Source organism: aff. Roholtiella sp. LEGE 12411, from assembly GCF_015206995.1.
In the GTDB taxonomy this organism is placed as follows: domain Bacteria; phylum Cyanobacteriota; class Cyanobacteriia; order Cyanobacteriales; family Nostocaceae; genus Komarekiella.
Genome location: NZ_JADEXR010000042.1, coordinates 19,085 through 45,222 on the forward strand (window position 1 = coordinate 19,085; position 26,138 = coordinate 45,222).

At 41.1% G+C, this 26,138-nt stretch carries 16 protein-coding genes; 8 read left to right on the forward strand and 8 right to left on the reverse strand.

Annotated features, from left to right (window positions below):
- Positions 1-22: 22 nt before the first annotated feature.
- Positions 23-559, forward strand: a complete 537-nt coding sequence (pyrR, locus tag IQ246_RS12020) for a bifunctional pyr operon transcriptional regulator/uracil phosphoribosyltransferase PyrR (protein ID WP_194003257.1) — start codon at positions 23-25, stop codon at positions 557-559.
- Positions 560-695: 136 nt separating this feature from the next.
- Entirely contained in the window at positions 696-3,413 is a 2,718-nt protein-coding gene (locus IQ246_RS12025) for a tetratricopeptide repeat protein (protein ID WP_339379263.1), read from the forward strand.
- Positions 3,414-3,450: 37 nt separating this feature from the next.
- On the opposite strand, the gene IQ246_RS12030 is transcribed toward IQ246_RS12025, so the two are convergent.
- From IQ246_RS12030 to IQ246_RS12065, 8 genes are all read right to left on the reverse strand, one after another.
- Complete coding sequence (locus IQ246_RS12030) at positions 3,451-5,361, reverse strand: response regulator (RefSeq protein WP_194003259.1); 1,911 nt, start codon at positions 5,359-5,361, stop codon at positions 3,451-3,453.
- The gene (locus tag IQ246_RS12035) at positions 5,327-5,824 is read right to left on the reverse strand and encodes a response regulator (RefSeq protein ID WP_194003261.1); all 498 of its coding nucleotides are present in this window, start codon (positions 5,822-5,824) and stop codon (positions 5,327-5,329) included. The genes IQ246_RS12030 and IQ246_RS12035 overlap by 35 nt, the downstream gene beginning before the upstream one ends.
- Before the next feature lie 128 nt (positions 5,825-5,952).
- The gene (locus IQ246_RS12040; RefSeq protein ID WP_194003264.1) at positions 5,953-9,252 is read right to left on the reverse strand and encodes a PAS domain-containing protein; all 3,300 of its coding nucleotides are present in this window, start codon (positions 9,250-9,252) and stop codon (positions 5,953-5,955) included.
- 68 nt (positions 9,253-9,320) lie between these two features.
- Positions 9,321-10,520: an RNA-guided endonuclease TnpB family protein gene (locus IQ246_RS12045; RefSeq protein WP_208492131.1), complete on the reverse strand. Its 1,200-nt coding sequence runs from the start codon at positions 10,518-10,520 to the stop codon at positions 9,321-9,323.
- Positions 10,521-10,800: 280 nt separating this feature from the next.
- Entirely contained in the window at positions 10,801-13,956 is a 3,156-nt protein-coding gene (locus tag IQ246_RS12050) for an MFS transporter (protein WP_194003267.1), read from the reverse strand.
- A gap of 126 nt (positions 13,957-14,082) precedes the next feature.
- Positions 14,083-14,604, reverse strand: coding sequence for a hypothetical protein (locus tag IQ246_RS12055; protein ID WP_194003268.1), 522 nt, complete (start codon positions 14,602-14,604; stop codon positions 14,083-14,085).
- Positions 14,605-14,668: 64 nt separating this feature from the next.
- Entirely contained in the window at positions 14,669-15,106 is a 438-nt protein-coding gene (locus IQ246_RS12060; protein WP_194003270.1) for a hypothetical protein, read from the reverse strand.
- Between the two features lie 126 nt (positions 15,107-15,232).
- Positions 15,233-16,126, reverse strand: a complete 894-nt coding sequence (locus IQ246_RS12065) for a DUF2382 domain-containing protein (protein ID WP_194003272.1) — start codon at positions 16,124-16,126, stop codon at positions 15,233-15,235.
- Positions 16,127-17,213: 1,087 nt separating this feature from the next.
- On the opposite strand from IQ246_RS12065, the gene IQ246_RS12070 reads away from it, so the two are divergent.
- From IQ246_RS12070 to IQ246_RS12095, 6 genes are all read left to right on the forward strand, one after another.
- Complete coding sequence (locus IQ246_RS12070; protein WP_194003274.1) at positions 17,214-17,510, forward strand: hypothetical protein; 297 nt, start codon at positions 17,214-17,216, stop codon at positions 17,508-17,510.
- 1,452 nt (positions 17,511-18,962) lie between these two features.
- Positions 18,963-20,279, forward strand: a complete 1,317-nt coding sequence (locus IQ246_RS12075; protein WP_194003277.1) for a PAS domain-containing sensor histidine kinase — start codon at positions 18,963-18,965, stop codon at positions 20,277-20,279.
- Between the two features lie 312 nt (positions 20,280-20,591).
- On the forward strand, positions 20,592-20,978 hold the full coding sequence (locus tag IQ246_RS12080; RefSeq protein ID WP_194003279.1) for a response regulator transcription factor: 387 nt from the start codon (positions 20,592-20,594) through the stop codon (positions 20,976-20,978).
- Positions 20,979-21,044: 66 nt separating this feature from the next.
- On the forward strand, positions 21,045-21,863 hold the full coding sequence (locus tag IQ246_RS12085) for a response regulator (protein ID WP_194003282.1): 819 nt from the start codon (positions 21,045-21,047) through the stop codon (positions 21,861-21,863).
- Positions 21,864-22,035: 172 nt separating this feature from the next.
- Entirely contained in the window at positions 22,036-23,481 is a 1,446-nt protein-coding gene (locus tag IQ246_RS12090; RefSeq protein ID WP_194003284.1) for a cache domain-containing protein, read from the forward strand.
- Between the two features lie 2 nt (positions 23,482-23,483).
- The gene (locus IQ246_RS12095) at positions 23,484-26,078 is read left to right on the forward strand and encodes a hypothetical protein (RefSeq protein WP_194003286.1); all 2,595 of its coding nucleotides are present in this window, start codon (positions 23,484-23,486) and stop codon (positions 26,076-26,078) included.
- Positions 26,079-26,138 lie beyond the last annotated feature (60 nt).

Genomic DNA, 26,138 nt, shown 5'->3' on the forward strand with positions numbered 1-26,138 from the left:
TCAGGGGTATCAGCATATAGCTATGTCTACCAAAGTAGTTGAAATTCTCTCATCCGAAGAAATCCGTCGTACCTTGACTCGCCTTGCTTCTCAAATTGTGGAAAGGACACGTGATTTATCCCAGCTGGTGCTTCTCGGTGTTTATACTAGAGGTGCGTTATTAGCCGAACTGTTGGCGCGTCAAATAGAGACACTGGAAGGCATACGTGTGGCGGTTGGCGCTTTGGATATTACATTTTATCGTGATGACCTCGATAAAATTGGGTTGCGGACTCCAGCAAAAAGCGATATTCCTTTTGATCTCACAGGAAAAACAGTTGTGCTGGTAGATGATGTGATTTTCAAAGGACGGACGATTCGCGCTGCCTTAAATGCAGTAAACGACTACGGTAGACCAGAATTAATTAGGTTAGCTGTGTTGGTAGATAGAGGACATCGTGAATTACCAATTCATCCAGATTTTATCGGCAAAAAGTTACCTACTGCTAAAGAAGAAATTGTCAAAGTTTACTTACATGATTCGGATGGACGAGATGCCGTGGAGTTGATTGGGGATTAAGCTATGAGGAGTCAAGGGTCAAGAGTCAAGGGTCAACAGTTAGGAGACAGGAGATAATATTTATTCTTTCCCACTCCTCCACTCCTCCACTCAGCACTCTCAAATCAAGAGGCCGTGGTAACTCCGAGTAAACCTCGTGTTCAACATTCTTCAGCCAATTCCCAAATTTTATACAGATAACAAGGAATTTATTGACAACCTGCTCTCTGGTGGGTTGCCTGCTGTTTTACCTGCCATTGTCAGCTTTTTTTGGTGGCTGGCGTGGCGCGATCGCCTACGGCGCATTCCCCATCCCACTTTTGCTTTTGAGGTGATTAAACCTCAAAGCCCAAGTCTGATGCAACGGATTCTTGGCGGGAATGATAAAGACCCTTTGGCAGATCGCAATATTGCCTACCAAAACCGGGTGGCAAATCGCAGCATCCGCCGAGAACTCCAACAACAGTTAGAAGAATACCGCTGGTTGTTAATTGTGGGACGTAACGGACTGGGGAAAACGCGGGAAGCAGCGGAATTAGCTCAGCATCTCAACCAAGCAGGCTGGACAGTGCTTTATCAGAAGCCAAATGAATGGTTGGATATTCCAGCACGAATGCCAACGGAAATCGGCGGCGATCGCAAATTGCTGTTTTTCTTGGATGATCTCAACCAGAAAATGTATCGCAGTCATCAGGAAATCTCTCCAGAAGCTGAAAAAAGTCAGGTGGAACGCTTTACAGTGCCTTTGCAACAGCGCCTCCTGGATGCTTTAACAAGATACGAGTTTTTCTGTGGCAAAGCCGAAATCCGTGTGATTGCTACGGCGCGGAACGAACAGCAACCAGATTTTTCTGGGGAAGCTAGCGCCTGGGAAAAACTGCAATGGGAGAAATACCCCAAACTCTGGCAAAAATTCCAAATTTATGAATTGCCGGAACCGGAAGATCGGGCAATTGTTGAGATATTAACAGCAACTGTTCCCAAAACCAACATTGCCGCGCAACCGGAACAGTATCCCGAACTGGCAAGGCGTAACGATGCCACATTTAGAAATGTGGTGGAAAATCTCCAGCACCTGCGAAATGATGGTTTGCCTTTGAACCCCAAAAATTACCGGGAAAGTCTTGGCAAAACTTGGGAAAAGCGCTATCAAGAGTCAGTCCAGAGATACCCAGTTAGTCCCTATATTTACGATGCGGTGGATTTGTTGCAGCAATTCGACATTCCCCTTTATCGCTTCACAGTGGAGGCGACAGCAAGGATGTTGGCGGGTGGAAATTGCTGGCAAAGGTTATGGCATCGCTGGCAAATTAGCACTGTTACCAACTTTTTAATTCACACTGAACGCATCCTTGAACCCCGCGATGGGCAAATTGAAGCCAAGGGTAGCTATGTAGAAGTTGGGGAATACATTTTGCCTTTCACCCAACTAATTTTACAACTGGCAGATCAACATCCCAAAGAAATACACCGTATATTACTAAATTTTGGTGTACAAATGGCGCAATTAAGTTACTATCAGCAAGCTATTACTTGTTGGGATAAAGCGATACAAATTCAACCCGACTACTACCATGCTTGGGGGAACCGGGGCATTGCACTAGGTAACTTAGGACTTTGGGCAGAGGCGATCGCATCATACAACAAAGTACTGGAATTCAAACCTGATGATTATTTAGCTTGGTATTACCGGGGTAATGCCCTAGATGAAGCCGGGCGACATGAAGAGGCGATCGCATCTTACGACCAAGCAATTGCTATTAAACCTGATTTACACCAAGCTTGGAACAACCGGGGTATTGCACTGCGAAATTTAGGGCGACATGAAGAGGCGTTTGCATCTTATGACCAAGCAATTTCTATTAAACCTGATTTACACCAAGCTTGGATTAATCGCGGTAATGCGCTCAAAAACTTGGGTCGATTTGAAGACGCTGTTGCTTCTTACGATCAAGCAGTTTTAATGAAACGCGAGGATTATTATACCTGGTACAGTCGGGGTAATCTGCTCAAGAACTTGGGTCGATTTGAAGATGCTGTTGCATCCTACGATCAAGCGATCGCCATTCAATCTGAAGATGATGAAGCCTGGTATAATCGGGGTCACGCTTTGGGTGATTTGGGAAATTATACAGAAGCGATCGCCTCTTACGACCGAGCACTTGCCATCAAAGCCGACAAACATGAAGCTTGGTACAATCGGGGCAATATCTTATTTAATTTGGGAAATTATACAGAAGCGATCGCATCTTACGACCGAGCACTCGAACTTCAGCCTGATAAACACGAAGCCTGGAATAATCGAGGCAACGCTCTGTTTAATTTAGAAAAATACACCGAAGCGATCGCATCTTACGACCAAGCGCTCAAACTTCAACCTGACAAACACGAAGCCTGGAAAAACCGAGGCAATGCTCTATTTAATTTAAGAAAATATGATGATGCCATAATATCTTATGACCAAGCACTCTCAATCAAACCTGATAAACATGAAGCTTGGTACAACCGAGGCAATGCTCTATTTAATTTAAGAAAATATGATGATGCTATAATATCTTATGATCAAGCACTCTCTATCAAACCTGATAAACACGAAGCCTGGAACAACCGGGGATTAGCGCTGACATCTTTAGTAAGATATAACGACGCGATCGCATCTTATGAGCAAGCACTGTTAATTAAACCCAATGATGACTGCACTTGGTATAACAAGGCTTGCTGCTATGGATTGCTGGGTAATTTAGAACTGGCAATCAAAAACTTACAACAAGCTATCAAGCTTAATCCTCAAGAATGTCGAAAAATGGCTAAATCTGACACTGATTTTGACCAAATTAGGCAAGATAAACACTTTCAAGATTTGATTGGTCATTAGTCATTGGTCAAAAGTAATCACTAATAACTCTTATCTACTAACATCTTTTAACTGTGCTAATAGTTTGTAATAATTGGCTAGCTGTGTAAGGTTTGGAGAGAAAAGCTTTGATACCCATATCATAAGCTACATTCACTTTCTCCCTTGAAGCCAGTCCGCTAACAGCAATAATTTTGACATCTGGGTTAATCTTTCGCAGAGTGCGGATGGTAGTTAGCCCATCCATAGAAGGCATTACCATATCAGTTAATACAAGAAATATTTTATCTCGGTGTTCTGCGTATAAAGCTATTGCTTCAATGCCATCACTGGCTGTAATTGCTTTGTAGTTATGGCTTTCCAGGGATGTTTTTGTAACATCTCGAATTGCAGCTTCGTCATCCACAACCAAAATCAGTTCTCCATTCCCTTTAGGTAATTCCTGTTCTTGTTCTTCTATAGTTTCGGTTGCTTGTTGTGCTGGCAAATACACCTTAAATTGGCTGCCTCTACGTTGTTCGCTATGTACGTTGATAAAACCACCGTGGCTTTTAATAATACCAAGTACTGTAGAAAGACCAAGACCTGTGCCTTTACCGAGTTCTTTGGTGGTAAAAAATGGCTCAAAAATTCGATCTAATATTTCTGGTTTAATGCCAATTCCGCTGTCGGTAATAGTAATGACAACATAGGAACCAACTTTAGCATCAATATGCATTTTGGCGTAATTTTCATCAACTAAGAGATTTTCCGCAGTGATGTTCAAAGTTCCACCATTAAGCATAGCATCACGAGCATTAACACAAAGATTCATCAATACTTGATGCAGTTGAGTAGCATCACCAGATACAGTACAAAGATTTTGCGGAATTTGGGTGAAAACTTCAATTGATTTGGGAAAAGTTTCTTTAATAATTTGCTTAATTTCGACTATCAAATGTTTGATCTGTAAAATAGTACGCTCGCCTTCAAGCCCTCGCGTAAAAGAGAGTACTTGCTTGACTAAATTGGCTCCACGTTTAGCGTTAGTGATTAATATTGGTAGTAGTCGCCGAGAACGCTCATCATGTACTTGTGCCTCCAAAAGTTGCGCTGTCATTAGAATAGGAGCAAGAACATTATTGAGATCATGGGCAATACCACTTGCTAGAGTGCCAATACTCTCCAATCGCTGAGCACGGAGAAATTGCGCTTCTAGTTGTTTTTTTTGTGTGATATCAGTGTTAACGACCAGAATTGATTGCGCTTTGTGACTGAATTCACGTACTAGTGTCCAACGGCTTTCAACAATAATTTCTTTGCCAGATTTTGTTATTTGATGTAACTCACCCTCCCAAGAGCCATTTTTTGTTAATGTGACGAGTGCCTCTTGTAATTGAGACAAATTTTTTTCTTGCCAAAGCTTCTGTGTCTTTCTAGCGATCGCTTCTTCCTTTTTCCAACCGTACAGACGCTCAGATGCTTTGTTCCAAAATAAGATTTTATCGTCTAAATCATGTACCAGAATTGCATCGGTGGCGATATCTAGTAAAGCAGCTTGTTCGCGGATTTTATGTTCTGTTTGTTTGCGCTCTATGGCGTAACGAATCGAGCGCTCTAGTAAAGGTGCAGTCAACTGGCTTTTTTCGAGATAATCGGCGGCTCCGGCTTTCATTGCCTCCAAATCTATTTCTCGATCTCCCTGACCTGTGAGTAAAATAATTGGAGAAGAACAGCCGTTGGCAATTGCTTCACGCAATAGTTCCAGTCCATTGTGTTCGCCCAAACGATAGTCTACAAGATAAATATCATGTTGGAGGTGAGCGTAGGCGTAGCCCGTCTTAGACATCGCATCTCTTGCCGCTTCATAACTATACACCCATTCCAATTCACAGCCGGCCACCTGAAATTCACAGAACCAATCACGAGTTAATATATAATCATCTTCATCATCATCAATCAAAAGAACTTTGATTGGGCTGTTGTCCATTTTCGTCTCCCACTCCTTCTAACGGCAGTTTTACAATTTCAAACCAGTATTTTTCTAGGGTCTTCATCACGTCAACGAAAGAATCAAAAGTCACTGGCTTAATGATGAAGGAGTTCGCACCTAAATCGTAGGCATTATCTATATCTTCCTGTGCCCCGGAAGTTGTCAGTACGACAACAGGAATCCGCCGCAATTTTGGGTCATTTTTAATATCTCTGAGTGCTTCAATACCGTCTTTTTTGGGCATATTTAAATCTAATAAGATCAAGTCCGGTCGCGGCGCACTGCTTTTGTCAACGTACCGACCACGATTATACAGAAAATCCATCAACTCCTCACCATTCCTGACAATATATGCTTCGATTGGCAATTGACTTTCTGCTAATGCCTCACTAACCAACATACTATCGTCTTCATCATCATCAGCCATTAAAATAGTGACGGTTTTTTGCCGACCCTGCACGCTGAATAGTCTCCTTTGTGGTTTTTATTAGTATGAATTAATTTTTAACCTGTTATGAATTATCAGACACAATTGTATAATTAACCTTCTATTTAGGTCTAATAGTAATCCCTCTCCAGGAATAAAAATTAGGTGTGGTAAGTGATGGGTAATGTAACAATAAATCTTGCTCCTTGACCTGATTTGCTTTGTGCTGTGATATTACCATGATGACGTTCAATTATTTTCCGGCAGATAGCCAAGCCTATGCCAGTGCCTTCGTATTCTCTGCGACTATGCAAACGTTGAAAAACATTGAAAATGCGATCAAGATACTTTTCTTCAAAACCAATGCCATTATCTTCAACAATAATTTGACAGAGTTCACAACAATTACAGGCTTTATCTGATGAATTTTCTGAGGATTGACTAAAAATTTTGATGACAGGCGGTACTTGTGGGCGGTGAAATTTGAGGGCATTGCCGATTAAATTTTGTAATAATTGACGCATTTGTAGAGGATCGGCTGTAATTGTGGGTAACTCCCCTACATGCACCTGTGCTCCGGTTTGCTGGATACGCACTTCTAAATCAGACAGTACCTCTTGGACGATCTGTACCAGATTCACTGATACAAAAGGCTGTGCCCTAGTAGTAACTCGTGAAAGTCTCAACAAATCTTCAATTAATGTCTGCATTCTCAAGGTTGCATTCTGCATCCGTTCTAGGTAATCATGCTCTTGTTCGCTTAAGTTGTTACCACAGCTAGCTTTGAGTCGTTCGCCAAAGGTCTTAATCTTACGCAATGGCTCTTGCAAATCGTGAGAAGCGACAAATGCAAATTGTTGCAGTTCTTCATTGGAACGGCTGAGTTCTTGCCGCTGACGAGTCTCTTGCTCTAAGATCAGACTCTGAGCTACGGCAATGCCGATTTGATCCGCCAACTGACGCAAAAGTTCAGTTTCCCAATCAGTCCAGTGGCGGGGATGAGCACACTGATGGGTAATTAGCAGCCCCCACAGTTGATTTTTCAGGAAAATCGGGACGACGAGGTTGGCTTTGACGGCAAATCGTTGCAGAAATTCGACGTGCCAAGGTTGAATGTTAGCTTGTTCTATGTTGGCAATAGCGCTAATTCGCCCTTTGCAGTACTGCTGGATGTAATCTTTGTCAAAACAAGAGTCCGTAATCTGCTGCCCTAGAATAACGGGTAAACCGGGAACTACTGCCTCTTGAACCGCGATAAAAGAGTCGTTTGATCGTAAGCGCAAGATTAATACACGGTCTGCGTGCAGCAGCTTTTGCACTTCTGTAACACTGGTTTTAAGAATTTCATCGATTTGTAAAGACTGACGAATTTTTAGAGTGATATCGGCGAATAATTGCGATCGCAAGTTTTGCCGTTCTAATTCTGCTTGTGTACGCTTGCGATCGCTCATGTCCATCATCGCGCCAATCATCCGTATTGGTTTACCTGTCTTGTCATGGACAACATAACCGCGATCAAGGATGTAAGCATAAGAACCGTCGTTACAGCGAAAACGGTATTCATTTGACCAGAATTGTCTACCGCTATTGATCACAGCGCCTACACTAGAAACGACTTTATGCCTATCGTTTGGATGTATGCGTTCGCTCCACCAAGCTGCATTAGAATTTGCTTGCTCTTTGGAGTATCCAAAGAGTGTCTGTAAAGATTGATTCCACCATACTTCATCTCTTAGCAAATCCCAGTCCCATAAAACATCACTGGTAGCGCGAGCAGCTATTTGGAAACGTTCTTCACTCTGGCGCAGTTGTTCTTCTGCCAATTTACGTTTAGTGATATCAGTATGAGAACTTGCCATCCGCACTACATTACCATCTTCATTCCACACTGCCTGACCGCGATGCAAAATCCATTTGTATGTGCCATCCTTACACTGGACTCGATGTTCGTTGATGTAAAATGAGGTTTTTTTTGCAAAGTGGTCAGAAATGGCTTGTGTCACCGAGTCCATATCATCTGGATGCACTCGTGTTGACCATTCATCTAATTGATTAGAAATCTCATGGTCTTCGTAACCAAGCATCTCCTTCCAGCGAATTGAGAAAAACACTTCATTATTTTTAATGTTCCAGTCCCAAATGCCATCATTACTACCTTGTACTGCTAATTGCCAGCGTTCTTCACTTTTTTTAAGTGCATCTTCCACCCGGTGGCGCTCAATAGCTGTAGCTAAGACATTAGCTACAGCTTGGAGAAAATAAATATCATCTCTGGTAAAGGTACGCTGTTTGGTTGTGTGTGCTCCTAAGACGCCAAAAGGGCGCTCTTTGCCATGAATCACTACACTCATACCACTAACTACTTGGCTGGGATGAGCGGTAATAACTGGCTCAGGGGAAAGCGCGGTACACTTGATTGGCGAATATATTCCAGTGGTGGGGGTTTGTTGTCCTGCTAGGTCTTGTTGAAAACTTATACCAGCACGTAGGGTTAATCCTTTATCGTTTGGTAGCAATTCCAAAACTTTGCAAGACTGAACTTTTAGGCATTGGGCAACGATTGTCACACACGAGTTCATCAACCTGGTTAAATCTGTACCAGCTAATGCCATTTGACTGAGTTCTGCTACAATCGCCTGCTGGCTGGCATGAATTTCCAAAGACTCCTCTGTTTGCTTGCGTTTGGTGATATCCATGTCTACCCCAGACATTCGCACAGCTACCCCAGATGTGTCCCGAAAAACTATTCCTTTGCTTGCTAAAGTGCGAATACTACCACTAGGTAAAATAACTCGAAATTCGATATCACATTCTACTCCGTCTCGAATCGCTTGCTGATGCGATCGGTTGACGAAATCGCGATCTTGGGGATGAACCAAGTTAATGAAAGCTTCGTAAGTGTCAATGAAAACGCCTTTATCTAATCCAAAAAGCGCTTCCAGGTTATCTGACCAAGTAATTTTGTGACTCAGGAGATCCCAGTTCCAAACGCTCATGCGAGCAGCGTCTAATGCCATCCTGAGTTGTGTTTCTCGCAGTTGTGCCTGTGCCGTTTGCCGTCGCAATTCTTTCATAGCACAATGAGCTTCTAAAAGACGACGCAATCTTTGACGTAAAACTGGCCATTGAATTGGCTTAGTAATAAAATCAGTTGCACCCACAGCAAAAGCTTGCTCCACAGATGCTGGATCATAAAGTGCGCTAATCATCAACACGGGTGTGTCTTTGCCATTGGGGAGTTCTTGCAATCGAGCACAGCAACGAAAACCGTCGATCACAGGGATTATGGCATCAAGCAGTACTATATCTGGTTGTAGGCAAGTGTAGATAGCTAGGGCCTCTGAACCATCACTTGCTTGTGCCACTTCATACCCCGCTTCTTCTATTAGCTTACACAGATGTATGCGGGTTAAATCGTCGTCGTCTACAACCAGAATGAGGGGAGAATTTTTTTTAGTCATGAGTTAAGAGTCATGAGTCAATAGTTCGTGACGTACCTACACTTCTCTGACGAGTAAGTGTAGGCTTCTCAAAGACTCCTCGATGAGGACATAATTTGAGCTTTTAGGGCGTGCGTCCCACGCGCCTTTATGTTTCTAGCCGCGTTCAAATCTCTGCACAAATTTGCTTTACAATTAGGACAATTGTGCATTCTTTGAGATAGCGGCTTTTTAACTTTTTGTCCACAGCTAGAACATTCTTGACTAGTGCCATTTGGATTTATAGCAACTACTTTCAGTCCAGCATTTTCGGCTTTGACAGTAAGTATTGAAATAAATTGTCCCCATCCAGCATCATTTACACTTTTAGCCAATCTTGATTTAGCTAATCCTTTGATATTCAGTTTTTCTACTGAGATAACATCATACTTTTTCAGTAGATTATTAGCAGTTTTAAAATGGAAATCCTTTCTAGTATCAGCTACTTTCTTGTGCTGAATACCCAGCTTTTTGATTGCTTTTTGGCGACGCTTAGAGCCTTTTTTTCTACGATCAACACGACGCTGTGCTGATTTTAGCTGACGTTCGGCTTTGCGTAAAAACTTAGGCGCTTCTATCCGGTCATCATCGGAAGTGACAATAAAATCAATCAAACCTATATCAATGCCAACAATCTTATCATATTTGAAATCAGGCTGAATTATTGGAACTGTTTGATCGTCAAGGCTTAGAGTTACATAAAAACCGTCTGCTTTTTTGGTAATGGAAACCGTTTTTATCTCAAAACCATCTGGTATCTGACGATGAACAATAACTTTTACAGTACCAATTTTAGACAGCGTGATTTGATCATTTTGAAAATGTTTCCTTTGGAATTGTGGATAGGTGAAAGTTTTGTATTGACCAAAAGCTTTGAATCTAGGTTTACCGCTACGTCTGCCATTACTATCACCTTTGAGCCAGCGGTCAAAAGCTATCTCAACCTTTTTTGGCACTTCTTGTAAGACTTGAGAGTGAATATCTTTGTACCAACTTCGGTCTTTTTTTAGTTGAATTAGAGATGCTTGCTGGCTAAAGCGATTAGGCTTTTCTTTTAACTCTGGAAGGTGGCAAACAACTAGTGAGCATTTATCAACAGAACAGCGATTTTGCTCTAACCACTCAAACCTTTGCCCAAGCTGATAATTATACTGACAACACAACATGTCTAGTGTGTTGTCAATTATTTTTATTTGTTCTTTGGTAGGCTTTAAGCGGTACTGGTAAGATGTTCTCACTTGTTTGAACATTTCAGTGTTACTGTTTGAGTATATACTGATTTGTAGATCAATTACAGAAACATTAAAAATGATTTTGTTGTCTATTGGAAGGTCTGTAAGTGACCTAAAAGTTCACTTAGTAATCGAAGCTCAAGAGACGCCAAAAAAAAACTTAGAAATTGCTCGTTTCCTCCATGTCCTAGATTCTCGTGCTACGCACATAAAATCTAGGAAAGTCGTCAACTTACGCTTATCAGTTCATAAAAAAGCCTCTCTCTAAGAGAGGCTTTTTTATGAACTCGTAAAATACTTAACCGAATAGGTTAGGGCCAGTTACTGCTAAAGCTCCGGCGATCGCTGAAGCCGCCAAAGAAACAAAAGCTGTATTAAACAACCACCAAGCAGCACCTGCAACTGCTTTTTTGGTTTCAACTCCTTGTTTTTGTGCTTGCTCTTTGATTGCATTCAGGCGCTTTTGAGTTTCTTGCTGGATGCGTTCGGCTCGGTGCAGTACGGTATCCCGTGCACCTTCGATTTTGTCGATAATCTTGTTAGCTTGCGCTTCGGAAATATCCTCACGAGAGCTAAGGACAGCAACTATGGTATCACGGTCTACTGAAGATAGGCGATCGCGCAAAGCCTCAAATCCTGTTTGTGGATCATCAAACAATTTGCCAAAGTCTTGCTGGATACCTTCGTAGTTGAGTTCGGGACGCTCTAATGAGTTGAGGTAGTTGCGAACAGAACCGAAAACACCATCAAGCACTGATTGCACTCTTTGCTGAATCTGCTGATATTGTTCGACAATTGAGTTACGCACAGAATCGATTTGATCCACAATGCGGTTAGCTTCCTCTTCTGAGATATCCTCACGCTGGGACAACAAAGCCACAGCTGTAGAACGGTCAAATTTAGAGACGCGCTCACCTAAAGAAGACACGCCAGCACGGGGAGAAGACAGCAACAATTGCAAATCGCGTTTGATACTATCCGGGTTAAGTTCTTCTTTATTGGTGTTCCGCAGATAGTTTTCTAGATAAGCTTCAAACTCCTGCGCTTTTTGAGTAGCGCGGTTTGCTAAGCGTTGCGGTGCTTTGACTATGTTATTAATGGCTTGTTGTGTTGAGTCAATGATGCGATTGATTTGCTCCTCGCTCAAGTCTCCCCGTTGTGTCAGCAGCTTGACTAAAGTTTCCCTATCTACCTGCGAAAGACGCTCTCTGAGTGCATCAGCACCCTCTTTAGGATCAGCTAGTAATTTTTGCAAATCTTGTTGAATACCTTCTGGATTGAGTTCTTCCAGGTTAGTATTGCGGAGATATTCACTAATCGCGCTCGTGGTTTTCTCGTACTGCTGTTTTGCTGTTTCGGCGGCTTTTTGCGGAGCTTGCAAAACGTTATCTCGTACGCTTAGTAGCTGGTCGATGGTTTGGTTTACCTGTTCCTCGCTTAAATCTTGACGCTGACTCAGTAATTTAACCAAAGTATCGCGATTAACTTGTGATAATCTTCCTTTTAAGGCGGAAAGTCCTGCTTGTGGGTCTGCTAACAGCGTTCCAAAATCGCGCTTGATACCTTCAGGATTGAGTTCTTCTTTGTTGGTATTCCGCAGATATTCTTCTACCCTTTGGCGCAGTTCATCAGCTTTTGCTCTTGCTTGCTCTTGTAGCTCTTGTGCTCGGTTTATAACATGATCGCGAGTACGTTCAAATTGACCAACAATATTATTAGCTTCCTCTTCTGAGATATCTTCGCGGGAGGCTAATAGCTTAACTAAAGTATCGCGGTCAACTTCCGAAAATCGCTGACTCAAATCTTCAACGCCAGCTTCTGGATCTTCCAGCAACTTTGTCAAATCTCGCTCAATACCTTCTGGGTTAAGTTCTGCTTTTCCAGTTGAACGCAGGTAATCTTCTAAACGGGTGCGGAGGTCTTGTGATTTTTCTGTTGCGTTCGCTTGCTTGACAGTTTGTAAAACTTCGGTGCGAATGCTTTCCATCTGCTCGGAAATATCTTTAACTTTTGCTTCACTAATATCTCCCCGTTGCTTGAGCAAGTTAGTGAAATCTTCTCTTGTTAGTTCCTCCAATTGCCGGATTACAGTTCCTGGGTTAGCATTCTGGTCATAGATAACTTCTTTAAATTCATCTTTGATGGTGATGCGATTAAAGTGCCAAGGAAAGGAATTCAGGATGTATTCTTCAACATCTGCCTTGACGGTATTATTCGGAATTGCAGGCAATTTATGAGCTACAGAACTACCAAGTTTTCTTGCTTGCTGGGTTGCTTGATCTTTAAATTGTTGCAACTGCTGTGTAATTTTATCAACATCTACTTCCTGAGCTTTTCCTTTCAGTTGTTGTAACTGTTGGGTAACTTTTTCTACATCTATTTCTGAAAAGTCTAGCCGCTTCAACACCGTAGGTAAAGCCACACCTAAGCCAGCTTCAATAGCTTGCTTAACTATTCCATTTCTTTGCTTACCATTTCCACCACCGACTGTCGCCAGTTGTTGAATTTTTTCAACTAATTTTTCCGGTTGCAGTTCTTCGGGAGAGGCTTGCTGAAGTAAATTAATTACTTGGTCGGTGGAATTTTGTCCTTTGACAACTTGGTTCCAAGCCCCTTGTAATTGGTCTGCAATCCCATTGATATCTGACTTGGAAAAGTCTGTGCGAGAGCTAATTAAATCGACAAAAGTTTGTCGATTAACATTTTTGAGGAGGTCGCTATCAGCAATCGATTGTAAGTCTCCTTCTTTGAGCAGCTTCTCAAACTGAGAGCGAATTTGTTTGGTATCGAGTTGAGGTAACTGTACAGCAGATAAAGAACTTTGTAATGTATTTTTGATACTATCTGGGTCAAAACCCGATGTGAGTTCTCGACGAACGGCGGCGGTGATTTCCTCAGCAGTCGAAACCATTTGATTTTTAGCAGCATTAGCACCCAAAGCCGCAGTTGCTGTACCCATGATTCCTTGCATACCACTTGTAACGGTACTAGCAACAGAACCAATTAAAGAGCCGACTGCACTTGAACCTAGCCACATGATGACTGTGAAAAAGGCAGACCAGATAACTACACCAATAATTGCCCCTAAGAGCGCACTTTCAATTAAGCTAAGTTTAACCGCTAAGAAGCTAGCACTGAATAATGCAATGGTTGCGGTAACAAGCACCCAAAGACCAGCAGCTGTTTCAACTTTGCGAATCGTTCCGCCCAAGCTTTCAGATTCATCAGAATTGGAGCTACCGCCCAAAGCTGAAATTCCTACAGCTACTGAGAAGTTTGTTAATAGTAATTGAAAGGCAAATGCCATCAAGACACCAGCAAGTAATGCTACCAAAAATTTCGGCCCAGAAAAAACAAGTGATGCTTGTTCTGGAGTTAAAACATCACTCGTTACTGGAATTTGTGCTATTTCCGGGAAATTCCATTTAATTGCAGTAATCACATTATGAAACATAATATTTCTCTCACTTGGAGTTTTTTTACAATTTGTGGCTACAATCTCTCGCATTCCTAATTAAAGTCACTTAAATTAGTGTTAAGTTTTTCTAAAATTAGGAATGCATATATCTAGAGCGATCGCTTATTTACGACCACCAAACCACTTAGCTGCGATCGCTCCCAAAGCTGCACCTACCACTGGATTACTGAGAAACTTAATCAGCGCTGGTTGCTCAGCCATCACTTCTTGAAAGATGTCAGGATGGCTATGATATGTGAAAGATGCTAGTTTGCTCAGATCATCTGCATTCATCCGGTTCGGATTGTGGGTAGAAAGTCCCAAATCTCGCTCTAGATGGCGCTCATCCAAACCTCTTTGCTTTAAGTGCTTGAAAAATGCCCGTGCAACATCATCCCGCTCGTTAGGCTTAATCTGGGCGATCGCTTTCTGCAATTCTGGCTCCATCTGGCTGGGAGGAATGCTGTTGTGGTTGAAAGACCGACCAAATAATTGACGACGTTCTTCATGGGATGAACGTTGAGCAAAATCATCAAAGCTTTGGTAATCCTTGCTTGGGTCAGATGAAACATCATCTAAAGATTCTGTATTACCATGAGCTAAATCGTTCATGATTTCGCGTTTATATTTATCACTGCTGCTCATTTTAATTGTCTCCTGTTTTATTTCCAATCAACTGAATCTTCTTTGACTTTTGAAAACTGAGTAATTACTTGTACTCAATCTGATTGGTTTGCGTATCATATTGAGCCGTCAAAATCAGTTTTTTATCTGGTGCATACATCAAAACTGTTAAGTCTTGATTGGGGAAATTCTTGTGAAAACCTTGAAGTAACGATTTTGCTAATGGTCGTACTTCTGTTGGACGAACTTGAGGCGTAATCACAACACCTAATTTGTTGTTATCACGTACATAAGCATCTTGAACAATTCCCTTTGCTGTACCGATAACCCAATTACCAAAATCCTGACCTTGTACACTGTTACCCCGTTCTAATAGGGCATAATCACCACTACGACTGATTCCCGGTGGTAATTGAGTGGGTTGTTTAGCTTGAACTCCAGCGCTACAAGCAACAGTGGTTGTTAGTACTAAAGTCAATACTAAAGCTGTTACAATTCGGCGCAACTGTTGAATTATCTTCACTTTGACCTCCTCATCTAACGCTATCTTTTACAACATCAATTTACTCAAAATATTTGGCGTAGAAACAGATAGATAACCTGATCCTACTAACTCAAACCGTAATAGACTTAACCTGGTTTAGGTAAGTTAAATCCGATCAGTTTTATTGACTATTGGAGTTCCATCCGTGTCAACATCTAATTCTTCGCGTCGAATAGTTTCCTGAGCTTCGACGGTTTCTTTTTCTACAACTTTTTGCACTCTGACTTCTTCGCGTAAAAAAGCTTCTTTGTGGATATCAGCAACTTCTTCATGAATTTCCATACGAGCTACTTCGCCCTCACGGAAGTTAGCTGTTTCAGCAGACACAACTTTACCTGCATCTTGAGGAGTGACTCGCTCAATTACAATTCGCTCTTTTTCCACTGGAACAGCAACTCTTGCAGTTTCAGTTTCAACATGCTTACCAATGGCTACTTCTCCAGTTTTACGACGCTGTTTGCTAGCAACCAGTCTTTCCCCGTAGAGTTTGAAGGTTTGGTCTTCGTGAGCGCTGACATCATATAGATCTGGCTCTTGCTCGTAGGTATAATTGTTGCGATCGTAACTAGGAGCACTTTGCCCAACTGTTGATGCTACCGCAGCCGTAGATGTTGCGTCCAGAGGCGCTGAGCTTTCTAATGACTGTGTGCGATATCCTCCGCGCACCTGTTCTTCATAGTCGTAGTCTAGCGATGTATGCTCTTGATATTCAGGTAAATTTTCTGCTTGCTCTCTTGTAATACCAACAACATATACACGGTCTACTGTAGAGTCAATACGCGCTTTACCTATTGGTAGCAATACCTTCTTGCCAAAAATCCAAAAGCCTATGTCAACAATTAAATAGCGGAATGCTCCTTGGTCATCTACTACAGCATCACTTATTGTGCCAATCTTCTCATCAGTTCCTTGGACATAGACACCCATTCCTTTGATGTCCTTACCCTGAATAGTGTTGTGGTAGTCTGGGTCGAATTCACTTATTCTATGGAGTGGCATTATCTTATCCCCTAAAAACTTTTGCTGTTCATATCTAGACTAAGAAATTAGTTAAGATAAAGCTTCTCTCTGAAGATTGACTTCAATGACTTTGATGTTTAATCAAAGGTATGAATTACGCGTAATTGAATAAGTAAAAAAATATTTAAAGCTATTATATAGTACCTATGTACTTAGGGCGATAAGAATTGATTTTACTATTTTTGTGACTAGTTTCTAGCATTTTTATGACCAGCTACTAGTGATAAATGTAAGGTTTTAAGTTAAGCAAACCTATATATTTGCCGGACTTTATGCTAATTAAATCTTTTAATAATAACCTTACATTTAATTGAAAAATCACTTCATTTTTTAGCTTTGTTTTTTTTACTTACAATCATTCTTTGATCAATCTTGAGAAAGACATAATTTATTCCAAGAGATTGATGAGAATTTAATCTTAGAGCATGTTTGAAAAGTCAGTTTTCATGTATCCTGGCGATTAGAAATCGCGCGCCACTTGCTACAAGTTGGAGAACCCTTGACAAACCCTTGATTTGGTTATTAGTCCACGGAGGTGGTGAGACAGCGCTGTGGGAGGGTTAGCCCGATCCAGGCGACTGCGAACCCGAAGGGACTAAGCTTTGTGTAGTAGCGAATTATATTCGCCGATAACTTTTAAAACATCCTCTAAAAATGCTTACATTGGTGCGTCTTCACAATTCAGCAGCAGTAGCTTTAGTCCTTGCTTATCTGCTAAAGGCTGCATAGTTTCTACAACATTGTTAATGATAGAGCGTACATTCGTTTTTGCAACATGCAATAGCATCAATCTTGCATAAGTAGATTCAGTAGGGATGTAATTGAATCTTCTAACATCGCTTGGATAATAGCCAATTGGCAACAGTCTGGAAGCAGAAATGCGCTAAATTTATCCTGAAAATTTGGTTGTATCTATTGACAGAGTTTGAATTAGCATCGAGTCATGCTGTAGGTAGATTTAAACCAAAGGATAAAATACTTATAATAGATTCATAAGTATTAATAGTTTTTAAGTATTGAATGAGTATTTTGTGTTTAATTTCCTGGAGTTGGAAAAATGGTTTTTATGGAAAGTAAGCACTTGATTTTTGCTGCTGACTTTCCGGCTGCACAACTCCAAAAATACTTTTCCCATTTAGTTCAAACACCACCATCACAATATTGTGAAATCTGCGTGATTGTTCCAGTTCATAACGAAGCTTCAGACGTTGGCAGCAACTCTTACGGCTTTGCCCTTCCCTACGGGAGGCTACGCCAACGACTACGCTCAGTACAAGTTCCCTTTCCCCCATTCCCTGTCTCTACGAGTCAGTTCACGAATCAAATCGGATTGTTATATCTGTTTGTCTGTTTGGGATATTAGTAAATCAATATCTTTTTTATATTTTTTATGAAATCTTAATAATTCTAAATAAGCAAAGGGAACTATTATAGGCCAGGCAATAGTGGCCATAACCAAAATGATTCGAGACCAAAAGCGCTGTTCTAGATTCATTTCTTTATCGTTCAGTAAAAAAAATAGCCATTCAGTGAAGATAAAGTAAGCCATCACTAAGTAAACTGTTATCCCCAGATAAATAATAAATGAGTACGACATAATGTTTCTATGAGTCAGTTGTCGATGAAGCCGAGGAATGTAATTTCTTGTCCATAGCAACTTAGCTGATGAGCCGCTATAAAGCGCACTGGCTCACTCAAGCAACGATGAACCTCAGTCAGAATTTAAGCCAGAACTAGGGACAAGTTTATTGGGAGTTAATGAGTTCACACCCGAACTAATGCGCTTCGATGATAGCATCGTCAGCATTGTTTTGTACCTGTCTAAAGTCTGGAGTTTAGACTATGCAACGTAACGCTACCCAGTATTGCTGAGTTATAGCTGTCGCCAACTCTATTAAAACATAGACCATAAACAATACTTGTAGTTTTTGTGCAATGGGAGTATCCCAGTTTTTATTTAGCGAGCAAAAATTAATCCATAATAATTTGCTTCCAGAGTAAATTCTGATCAATGTAGGATGCTACTGCATAGATAGTTGTCAATTCTTCAAATACAGCAGATTTCAGGTATATGAAGTACATAAATAAAACCCAAAACCCTGTAGAGACGTTACATGTAACGTCTCTACATGTAACGTCTCTACTTATGATTCATGAAAATGCTAACTGCTGTAATTGGCTAATGGAGCTAGATTAATTGCATAATAAAAATTAAAATTTTTTTAGTACATTAGTACCCAAATAAGTTCAGGTTAAGTATTTTCCGAAAAGACTATAGTATTCCTATTTGATTTTTGAAAAAACTGCGTACACCTCTAACTCCCTTTCTTCCTGTTGCCCATTGCCTCTTATCCCCAGAGGGGGCCCCACCTTCCCCATTCCCTGTCTATACGAGTCAGTTCACGAATCAAATCGTACTATAGGGCTAGTATTTGATTTGGGAAAAAAATTCAGTACATCTTTATTACTTCTTCTCCATGCCCCATTCTCCATTCGGTGTCTCTACGAGTCAGTTCACGAATCAAATCGTACTATACATATTGTTTGCAAACCGTAATATTACTGTAAAATTATTGCATTAACAGTCAAATAGCTGTATGTTTATGAGTGGATTTTTATAAAACCTAGGCAAAATACATTCTCAGCTTGTTGAAAAAAGTATTGTTCTATTGAACTAACTCGGCAGAGCTGGATCATTTCTTTGTGATTTAAATAAAACAATCAATTTAAGTATCCCAGGCTATTCCTACCGCCAATAATTTTCCCATGCCATAGAATAACTGACGTTCCTCGTAAATTATTAGTATTGAAACTTATGATTTTCAAGAACAAGTTTTCTGAGCTACAAACTTCTCAAGTCAGTACGTTGCGATTGTTGCGATTAGAAGAAGAGTTGCAGCTTACCAAATTTTTAATGGAACGCTTAACAGATGCAGTTTTCTGGATAACACCAGATGATCTAATTGAATCAAATTATGTCAATCGGCAATTATCTCATGAAAGGGCAGAGTGCAAGTTGGTAAAAACAAAACTGGATAATTCTATTTCCTTACTTCAAGCAACCCTAGAATCTATCACTGACGGTGTTGTTGCGATCGGATGCGATGGAGATATTGTTAGTCTTAATCAGAAGTTTTTGCAGATGTGGCAGATTCCAGATTCTATTATTACTTCACGCAACCATAATCAATATCTGACTTTTTATAAAAACCAAATTAAAGACCAAGAAAAATTTTGCACAGATGTCTACCAACTCGATAGTCAAAAGGATTTTGAAAGCTGTGATACTTTAGAATTGAAAGATGGGAGAGTTTTTGAACGATACAGTAAACCTCTGCGGCTCGGTGAAGAAATTATTGGGGTAGTATGGAGCTTCCGGGACATTACTGAATGCCAACAAGCAAAAGAAAAAATTCGCCGAGTTCTAGAACAAGAAAAACAACTTGCTGAAGATAGAGCGCAGTTTGTCTCTATGGTTTCTCATGAATTCCGCAGCCCCCTGAACATCATTTCATATTCTACTAGTTTATTAAAACGTCATAGTCACCACTGGAGTGATGAAAAGAAACTACTGTATTTACAGCGTCTTCAAACAGCAACTGAACAGATTAGTCAATTAATGGATGAAGTTCTTATGATTGGGAGTGCGGAGGCTGGCAAGCTCCAGTGTGAGTTAAAACCACTTGATTTAAACTTATTTTGTCGTGAGATATTGGCAGAGATGAACTTGCAAACAAATAGCTTAAGTACAGTTAACTTTGTTAGCCAAGGTAATTGTAAACCAATATGGGTAGATAAAAAACTGCTCCAGCCAGTTCTGACCAATTTAATTTCAAATGCTATCAAATATTCTCCCAAAAATACTAAAGTTGATTTAATACTGTCTTACCAAGATGAAAAAGTTATATTCCAAATTAAGGATCAGGGAATTGGCATTACGCCAAGAGATCAAGAACAGTTATTCAAGCCATTTTACCGAGGTGAAAATGTAGGTGACATACCAGGTAATGGATTGGGGTTAGCAATTGTAAAAAAGCTTTTAGACTTGCATTACAGTAAAATTGACGTGGTAAGTGAAGTTGGCAAAGGTACTACTTTTACAATTACATTATTTTTAAAACAACCACTATGAATAAAAATGTTTTGCAGTTTTGTTCCTGTCTATAACGTATTTGGTTATGCAATAATTCGTTAAGAGGTTGTTTGAAAAGTCCTAGGCGAATATAATTCGCTACTACACAAAGCTTAGTCCCTTCGGGTTCGCAGTCGCCTGGGTTGGGCTAACCCTCCCGTAGCGCTGTCTCACCACCTGTGTGGACTAACACCAAATCAGACGAGACTTTTAACAGGAAAGCTAAAAAAGAGGTAGTCTCGTTTAAAGAAAAGGGATTGTTATTGAGTTTGGCATTAGCTAATCTAAAAAAGATTGATAGCCAGAGAAATAATGACAAAGATTTTAGTAATTGAAGATGAGGCACAAACGCGAGACATATTAGTAGAAAGTCTGGAAGTAGAAGGATTTGATACCATTTGTGCAGAAAACGGTCGTGTTGGTGTCAAGAAAGCACAAGAGTACTTACCTGACTTAGTAATTTGCGATATTCTGATGCCAGAATTAGATGGTTACGGTGTTCTAACTACACTGCGCCAAAATTTTTTGACCGAGAAAATTCCGGTGATTTTTTTGACTGCTAGAACTACCAATTTGGAACGTTATTATGGCATGGATATAGGAGCAAATGCGTATGTTACTAAACCTTGTACAGTAGAGGGTTTACTTGCAGCGATCGCTAAAGTTTGTGGACTTTGCACGACGTTAAAATCAAATTGATTTTTATGTATAGTCTTTGTGCTTTTGACTGATTAATAATTCATTCAGTTAACATCAGAGCCAACTATGACAAAAGTTTTAGTAATTGAAGATGAAGCAGAAATCCGAGATATCTTTCTAGATAGCTTAGAGACAGAAGGTTTTGAAGCCATCGGTGCAAAAAATGGCCTTGTTGGTGTGCAGAAGGCACTAGAAAATTTACCAGATTTGGTGCTTTGCGATATTATGATGCCAGAACTTGATGGTTATGGCGTTCTCTCAACTATACGCCAATATCCAGCTACAGCAATGATCCCATTCATTTTTATGACTGCTAAGGCTACTAAGGCTGAAATTCGTCAAGGTATGGATTTGGGGGCTGATGACTATCTGACAAAACCCTCCACAGTAGAGGAATTATTGCGAGCGATCGCAACTCGCCTAAAAAAACAAGCTCATGTAAAGGCGTATTACGCTACTCAGTTTCAGCAAGTTTCCGTACCACCTTTATTAGAAAAGGCTAAATCGGTAAACCCTCATTCGATATTCCCTTCTGACTCGAATCTGAGCCAAGTATTTGAGTACATTGAAGCAAATTACTATCTACCGATTAGCTTGCAAGATGTAGCTTTTGCAGTTGGTTACTGTCCCGCTTATTTAACTGACTTAGTGCGCCGTCATACAGGAAAAACGGTGAATCATTGGATTATCGAACGCCGAATGGCAGCCGCACGTACCTTGCTAATGGAAGGTAATATGTGCGTGAATCAGATTGCTGAAACAGTCGGTTATCAGCATGAGGGTCATTTTTTCCGCCAGTTTCGCCAGTATTACAACACTACTCCCAAAGCTTGGAGAAAGGCTCAATTATTAAACAAGTCCGAAGTCGGAAGTACAGTTATATGAGGTAAAAACTAAAAAAATGTGAGTCTTATATAAAGATTGTGCATTGAAGTAGTTAGTTACCTTTCCTAAGCTGCTAAGCATGAATAGCAGTAAAAGAGTTTTGGGATTGAAGCTTCCTATTTATACGGTTATGTAACAATTTTTCTACCTCAACAGGTATTACATTTTTAAAATGAAGCATTTTCATCGTTTTTTTTACCCTCCAGCTTGGCCGATCGCTGCTAAAATTTCGGCAGCATTGGTTGCGGCGGCGCTGATACCGATGAGCTTCATTACCTATTACAACCTGCGACAGAGCTTAGATAGTGTAGAGGCTGGAGAATACCGCAAATTAGAACTGTTAGCTACTAGTGTTGCTAGCCGACTTGACCAATTAATTATTGATATTCAGCGTATTGTGGTTCAAGTTAGCAGCGATCGCAATGTGGTAAATTTCCTCGCTGCTAACTCCTCTGGAAAACGAGTAGGTTTGCGTAATGATATGCAACAAACGCTACAAAACGTCTTCCGATCTAATCCAGATTTTGATGCTATTTTTGTCATGGATAAAAATGGGCGTGCTGTTGCGGCGACTGATCCCACATTTGTTGGTCAAAATTACGCTTTCCGTGAATATTTTCGCTCCAGCATCAAGGGAAACTCTTACATATCTAGTATCTTGGTGGGTGAAACGACCAAACGACCAGGAATGTTTTTCTCTCACCCAGTGCGATCGCCTAGTGGTGAAATCGTCGGAGTATTGGTACTTAAAATCAGGGGTGCAGATATTTGGGCGATTGTCAATGCTTTACAAGTAGGCTATCAAAGCTACGCATTTCTAATTGACCAGCAAGGAGTCATCATCAGTCATGCGGATAAATCTCTTCTGTACCATAGCCTGATTTCCCTACCCTTAGATACTTTAAAACAGATTGTGGCCGACAGGCGTTATGGTCTGGAGCAGATTCAGAGCTTGAACATTCCAGAATTAAAGGTGATGGTGAAAGCCAAACAAATAGGTCACACTACCTATCGCTATTCACCGCACCAGATGCCAAGGATAGTTGGCTTTGCTCCCTTGGAACAACAACCTTGGGTATTAGGGATAAGTAAGCCAAAAGCACAATTTGCTGCTCCCTTAAATCACCTGATCTGGCTGCACGCCAGCAGTGTGCTGGTTGTAGGTGGAATCACCGGAATGATTGCACTATTCCTAGGACGGAAAATTTCTCGACCGATTCACGCCCTTACAAGTGCAGCCCAAGCACTAGAACTAGAACATGATGATTTTGATTCTTATGTACTGGAACTGCATCAGAGTTTAGCGAAATCAACTCATAGCCAAGATGACATCGGTCAATTAGTACGTGTTTTCTTGAAGATGTCTGAAGAAGTCAGAATGCGAAACCAGAAGCTAAAAATGCAAGTCCAAGAACTTCGGATTGAAATTGATGAAACCAAAAGAGCCAGTAATGTTGCGGAAATTACGGAAAATGATCACTTTCAGCAGTTACAAATAAAAATCCAAAAGCTCCGAGAACAGACAGTAACTGTGAGTGAAACTGAGACGGAGTACTACCAGAGATTGCAGAGTAAGGTGCAATCTCTCAAAGAGCGATCGCTCACCAGTGAGGTATAGATATGTCATCAGATGATGAGCTGATATCGCGCGAAGAGGTACTAGCGGGTTTACCAGCTAGACGAGCGAACACTATACTATTTTTGATCGAGAGTCGGACGGCGCAAATAGTGGCGCAATCGCTGTTGGAGTTTTCTCTAACAGAACAAGCTGCCAATGAACGCGATTTAGCCTTTTTAGAAGCATTTGCTTTGGGAAATGCCCCACCACTCCACCCCACGATCCAGCACTTGGAACGCTACGCCAGTCAATGGGCATCCCTCGTACCGGAAAACCCTAAACTCAAAGCTGCTATTGCTCATGCTCTGGGACAGAAATACACTTTCACTGCTCAAACAGTCCCTCAGATTCGGACAGCTTTGGGTTTGGATGAGAAAGCGGTACAGGTAGCTTACTCCCGCCTCTACAGAAGGCAACTATTGACTATTTTTGCATCTAAAATGCCACTGTTCGATCAGTGGCGCTGGATGAGTGCAGCTGTTGCCCAACGTCTAGAATCTCTTCCCCCCTTCTGGTTAGCCTCCATACTCACTGTTGCTTTGGGTCTTCCCCAAGCGTTCTTAGCCTTACCGATTGCAGTGGCCGATGTCGGGCCATTAGTTACTATTGCCTTTTTGTTGCTCATCGGTGCGATCAACATTTTGACAATGGCTTGTATGGCAGAAGCTGTTAGCCGCAGTGGCGACTTCCGTTATGGCAATTCTTTTATCAAACAATTAGTATCTAATTATTTAGGAAATACAGGTTCCAATATACTTTCTATTGCAGTTGGCATCCGTGTTTTTTTGATTGCATTGGCTTGCTATATTGGTTTATCGGTGACAATGGCAAGCTTCACATCTATACCAGCGGCATTGTGGGCAGTGGTGCTATTTAGTGGAGGATTATACTTGCGATCGCGAAAATCCTTGAACTTCACCGTTGCTTTGCTGGTATTTCTGGCAGTAATTAACGTTAGTTTGCTGCTGATTATTTCAATGCTGGCATTGGGTCATGTTCAACTAGACAACCTGTTATATGTGAACTTGCCCTTTGTTAATGGTCATTCTTTCCAACCGATGATACTACAACGGATTCTGGGTGTGAGCCTCATGCTCTACTTCGGACACGTCTATGTCGGAGAATGTGGTAAAATTGTACTTCCTCGTGACTCTAGTGCCACATCCTTAATTTGGGGTAGTGTAGCGGGAACAGCTTTTTTAACTGTTTTATTTTGCATTTGGGTATTAGCAGTCAATGGAGCGATCGCCCCACAATTACTAGCTGGACAATCAGGTACAGCCTTAGAACCACTTGCACTAAAAGTAGGTTCCATCGTCACAGTTTTAGGAGCAGTTTTAGTCACCCTACTTTTGGGAATGGCTTGGCTACGTAGTTCCAGTCTCCTAGTGAACTTAGCTAAGGAATGGTTGCCAAATCGACCCAAACCTGTTTTGAGGTTGCTTCGCCAGCAAGGACTATTAATACTACACCCCTCTGGTGAATCGAGTCAGGTTCCCCATATTGGTTTGACCTACTTGGGACAGTTAAACACTCAGTCTAAGTTTCGTCTGGATATTCAATTAAGCGGCAAAGTTCACTCTGTAGAAATTGCCATAGCTGAAAATTGGGACATTAAAGAGGTATTCAATCAATTCCCCGATTTACACAAGTGGGATACTCGTTTGGTTCTCAAAGTAAGGTCAGCTAACCAGGATGGTGTCTATCTACAAGTTATTTCACCTATGCTCTTAGTTTACGAAGGAGGCTTAAAAGCTGATACCGAAAATTTTGCTTTTGAGTATCAGAGTCAGACAAAAAGGTTTTGGACAACCCTACTCAAGCAAAGTCGCTTCTTCCTATCTATTAGTCCGTTAATATTAGTCTTCTTACTAACAGAGTGGCTTTTTCTAGCTGGTACGCAATCCTTTACAGATGTACTCGCCTTTGCTGGTGTACTTGGTAACTCCCTTGTTGGAGGTATTTTCCCAGTTTTATTGTTGGTTTCTAGCCGACGTAAGGGGGAGCTTATACCTGGAGTAGTCTTGAATATTCTCAACCATCCGTTGTTCAGTGTAGGTGTATATAGTTTATTCTTGGGCATTTTACTCATCCACGGCCTATTCATTTGGGAAAATTCTCTAGCGCGGATCATTGCATTGAGCATTGCCGTACTATCTTTAGGAGCAACTTTAGTGATGAAACAGTATGGAGCCTTCGCCTCTCGTGTAGTTGTAGAACTACGAGAAGATCAATACCCAGGAGGTAGTTCCATATTCACAATTACTGCTGGCGGGCAACCAAAAATCGCAGAAGTAGTGCTGGGATATGCCGATGGTGAGCAACACCACCAAGCAGCCAGTGTTGAAATTCCATCACTCTCATCTCTGCACTATGCCACCTTCCGCTTATCAAACAAGCAAGAAAAAGAACTTAGAGTGTGGACACATAAAAGCAACTTCAAGGTTGACTCTAAAAGTTTGCCTGCACTTGTAGAAGTCGAGAGTGGAAATAAGAATATGCAGTTTAACTTGCAGTTATCCAGTGGACGAATTCTGCTACCACTTCTTAGCGATCATTGCTGGTTAAAATTTACCTTTCCAGAGCTAAGTAAATAAGTGAATATGGCGATCACTGAGACTACTAAACCCCATGCCCAATGCCCCATCCCCCATGCC

What these genes read in the sequence shown, in the direction of transcription:
- IQ246_RS12095 (WP_194003286.1), top strand. Translation starts at nt 23,484, where the DNA reads ATGTCATCAGATGATGAGCTGATATCGCGCGAAGAGGTACTAGCGGGT.
- IQ246_RS12075 (WP_194003277.1), top strand. Translation starts at nt 18,963, where the DNA reads ATGATTTTCAAGAACAAGTTTTCTGAGCTACAAACTTCTCAAGTCAGT.
- IQ246_RS12065 (WP_194003272.1), bottom strand. Translation starts at nt 16,126, where the DNA reads ATGCCACTCCATAGAATAAGTGAATTCGACCCAGACTACCACAACACT.
- IQ246_RS12055 (WP_194003268.1), bottom strand. Translation starts at nt 14,604, where the DNA reads ATGAGCAGCAGTGATAAATATAAACGCGAAATCATGAACGATTTAGCT.
- pyrR (WP_194003257.1), top strand. Translation starts at nt 23, where the DNA reads ATGTCTACCAAAGTAGTTGAAATTCTCTCATCCGAAGAAATCCGTCGT.
- IQ246_RS12070 (WP_194003274.1), top strand. Translation starts at nt 17,214, where the DNA reads ATGGAAAGTAAGCACTTGATTTTTGCTGCTGACTTTCCGGCTGCACAA.
- IQ246_RS12040 (WP_194003264.1), bottom strand. Translation starts at nt 9,252, where the DNA reads ATGACTAAAAAAAATTCTCCCCTCATTCTGGTTGTAGACGACGACGAT.
- IQ246_RS12045 (WP_208492131.1), bottom strand. Translation starts at nt 10,520, where the DNA reads ATGTTCAAACAAGTGAGAACATCTTACCAGTACCGCTTAAAGCCTACC.
- IQ246_RS12030 (WP_194003259.1), bottom strand. Translation starts at nt 5,361, where the DNA reads ATGGACAACAGCCCAATCAAAGTTCTTTTGATTGATGATGATGAAGAT.
- IQ246_RS12090 (WP_194003284.1), top strand. Translation starts at nt 22,036, where the DNA reads ATGAAGCATTTTCATCGTTTTTTTTACCCTCCAGCTTGGCCGATCGCT.
- IQ246_RS12085 (WP_194003282.1), top strand. Translation starts at nt 21,045, where the DNA reads ATGACAAAAGTTTTAGTAATTGAAGATGAAGCAGAAATCCGAGATATC.
- IQ246_RS12050 (WP_194003267.1), bottom strand. Translation starts at nt 13,956, where the DNA reads ATGTTTCATAATGTGATTACTGCAATTAAATGGAATTTCCCGGAAATA.
- IQ246_RS12080 (WP_194003279.1), top strand. Translation starts at nt 20,592, where the DNA reads ATGACAAAGATTTTAGTAATTGAAGATGAGGCACAAACGCGAGACATA.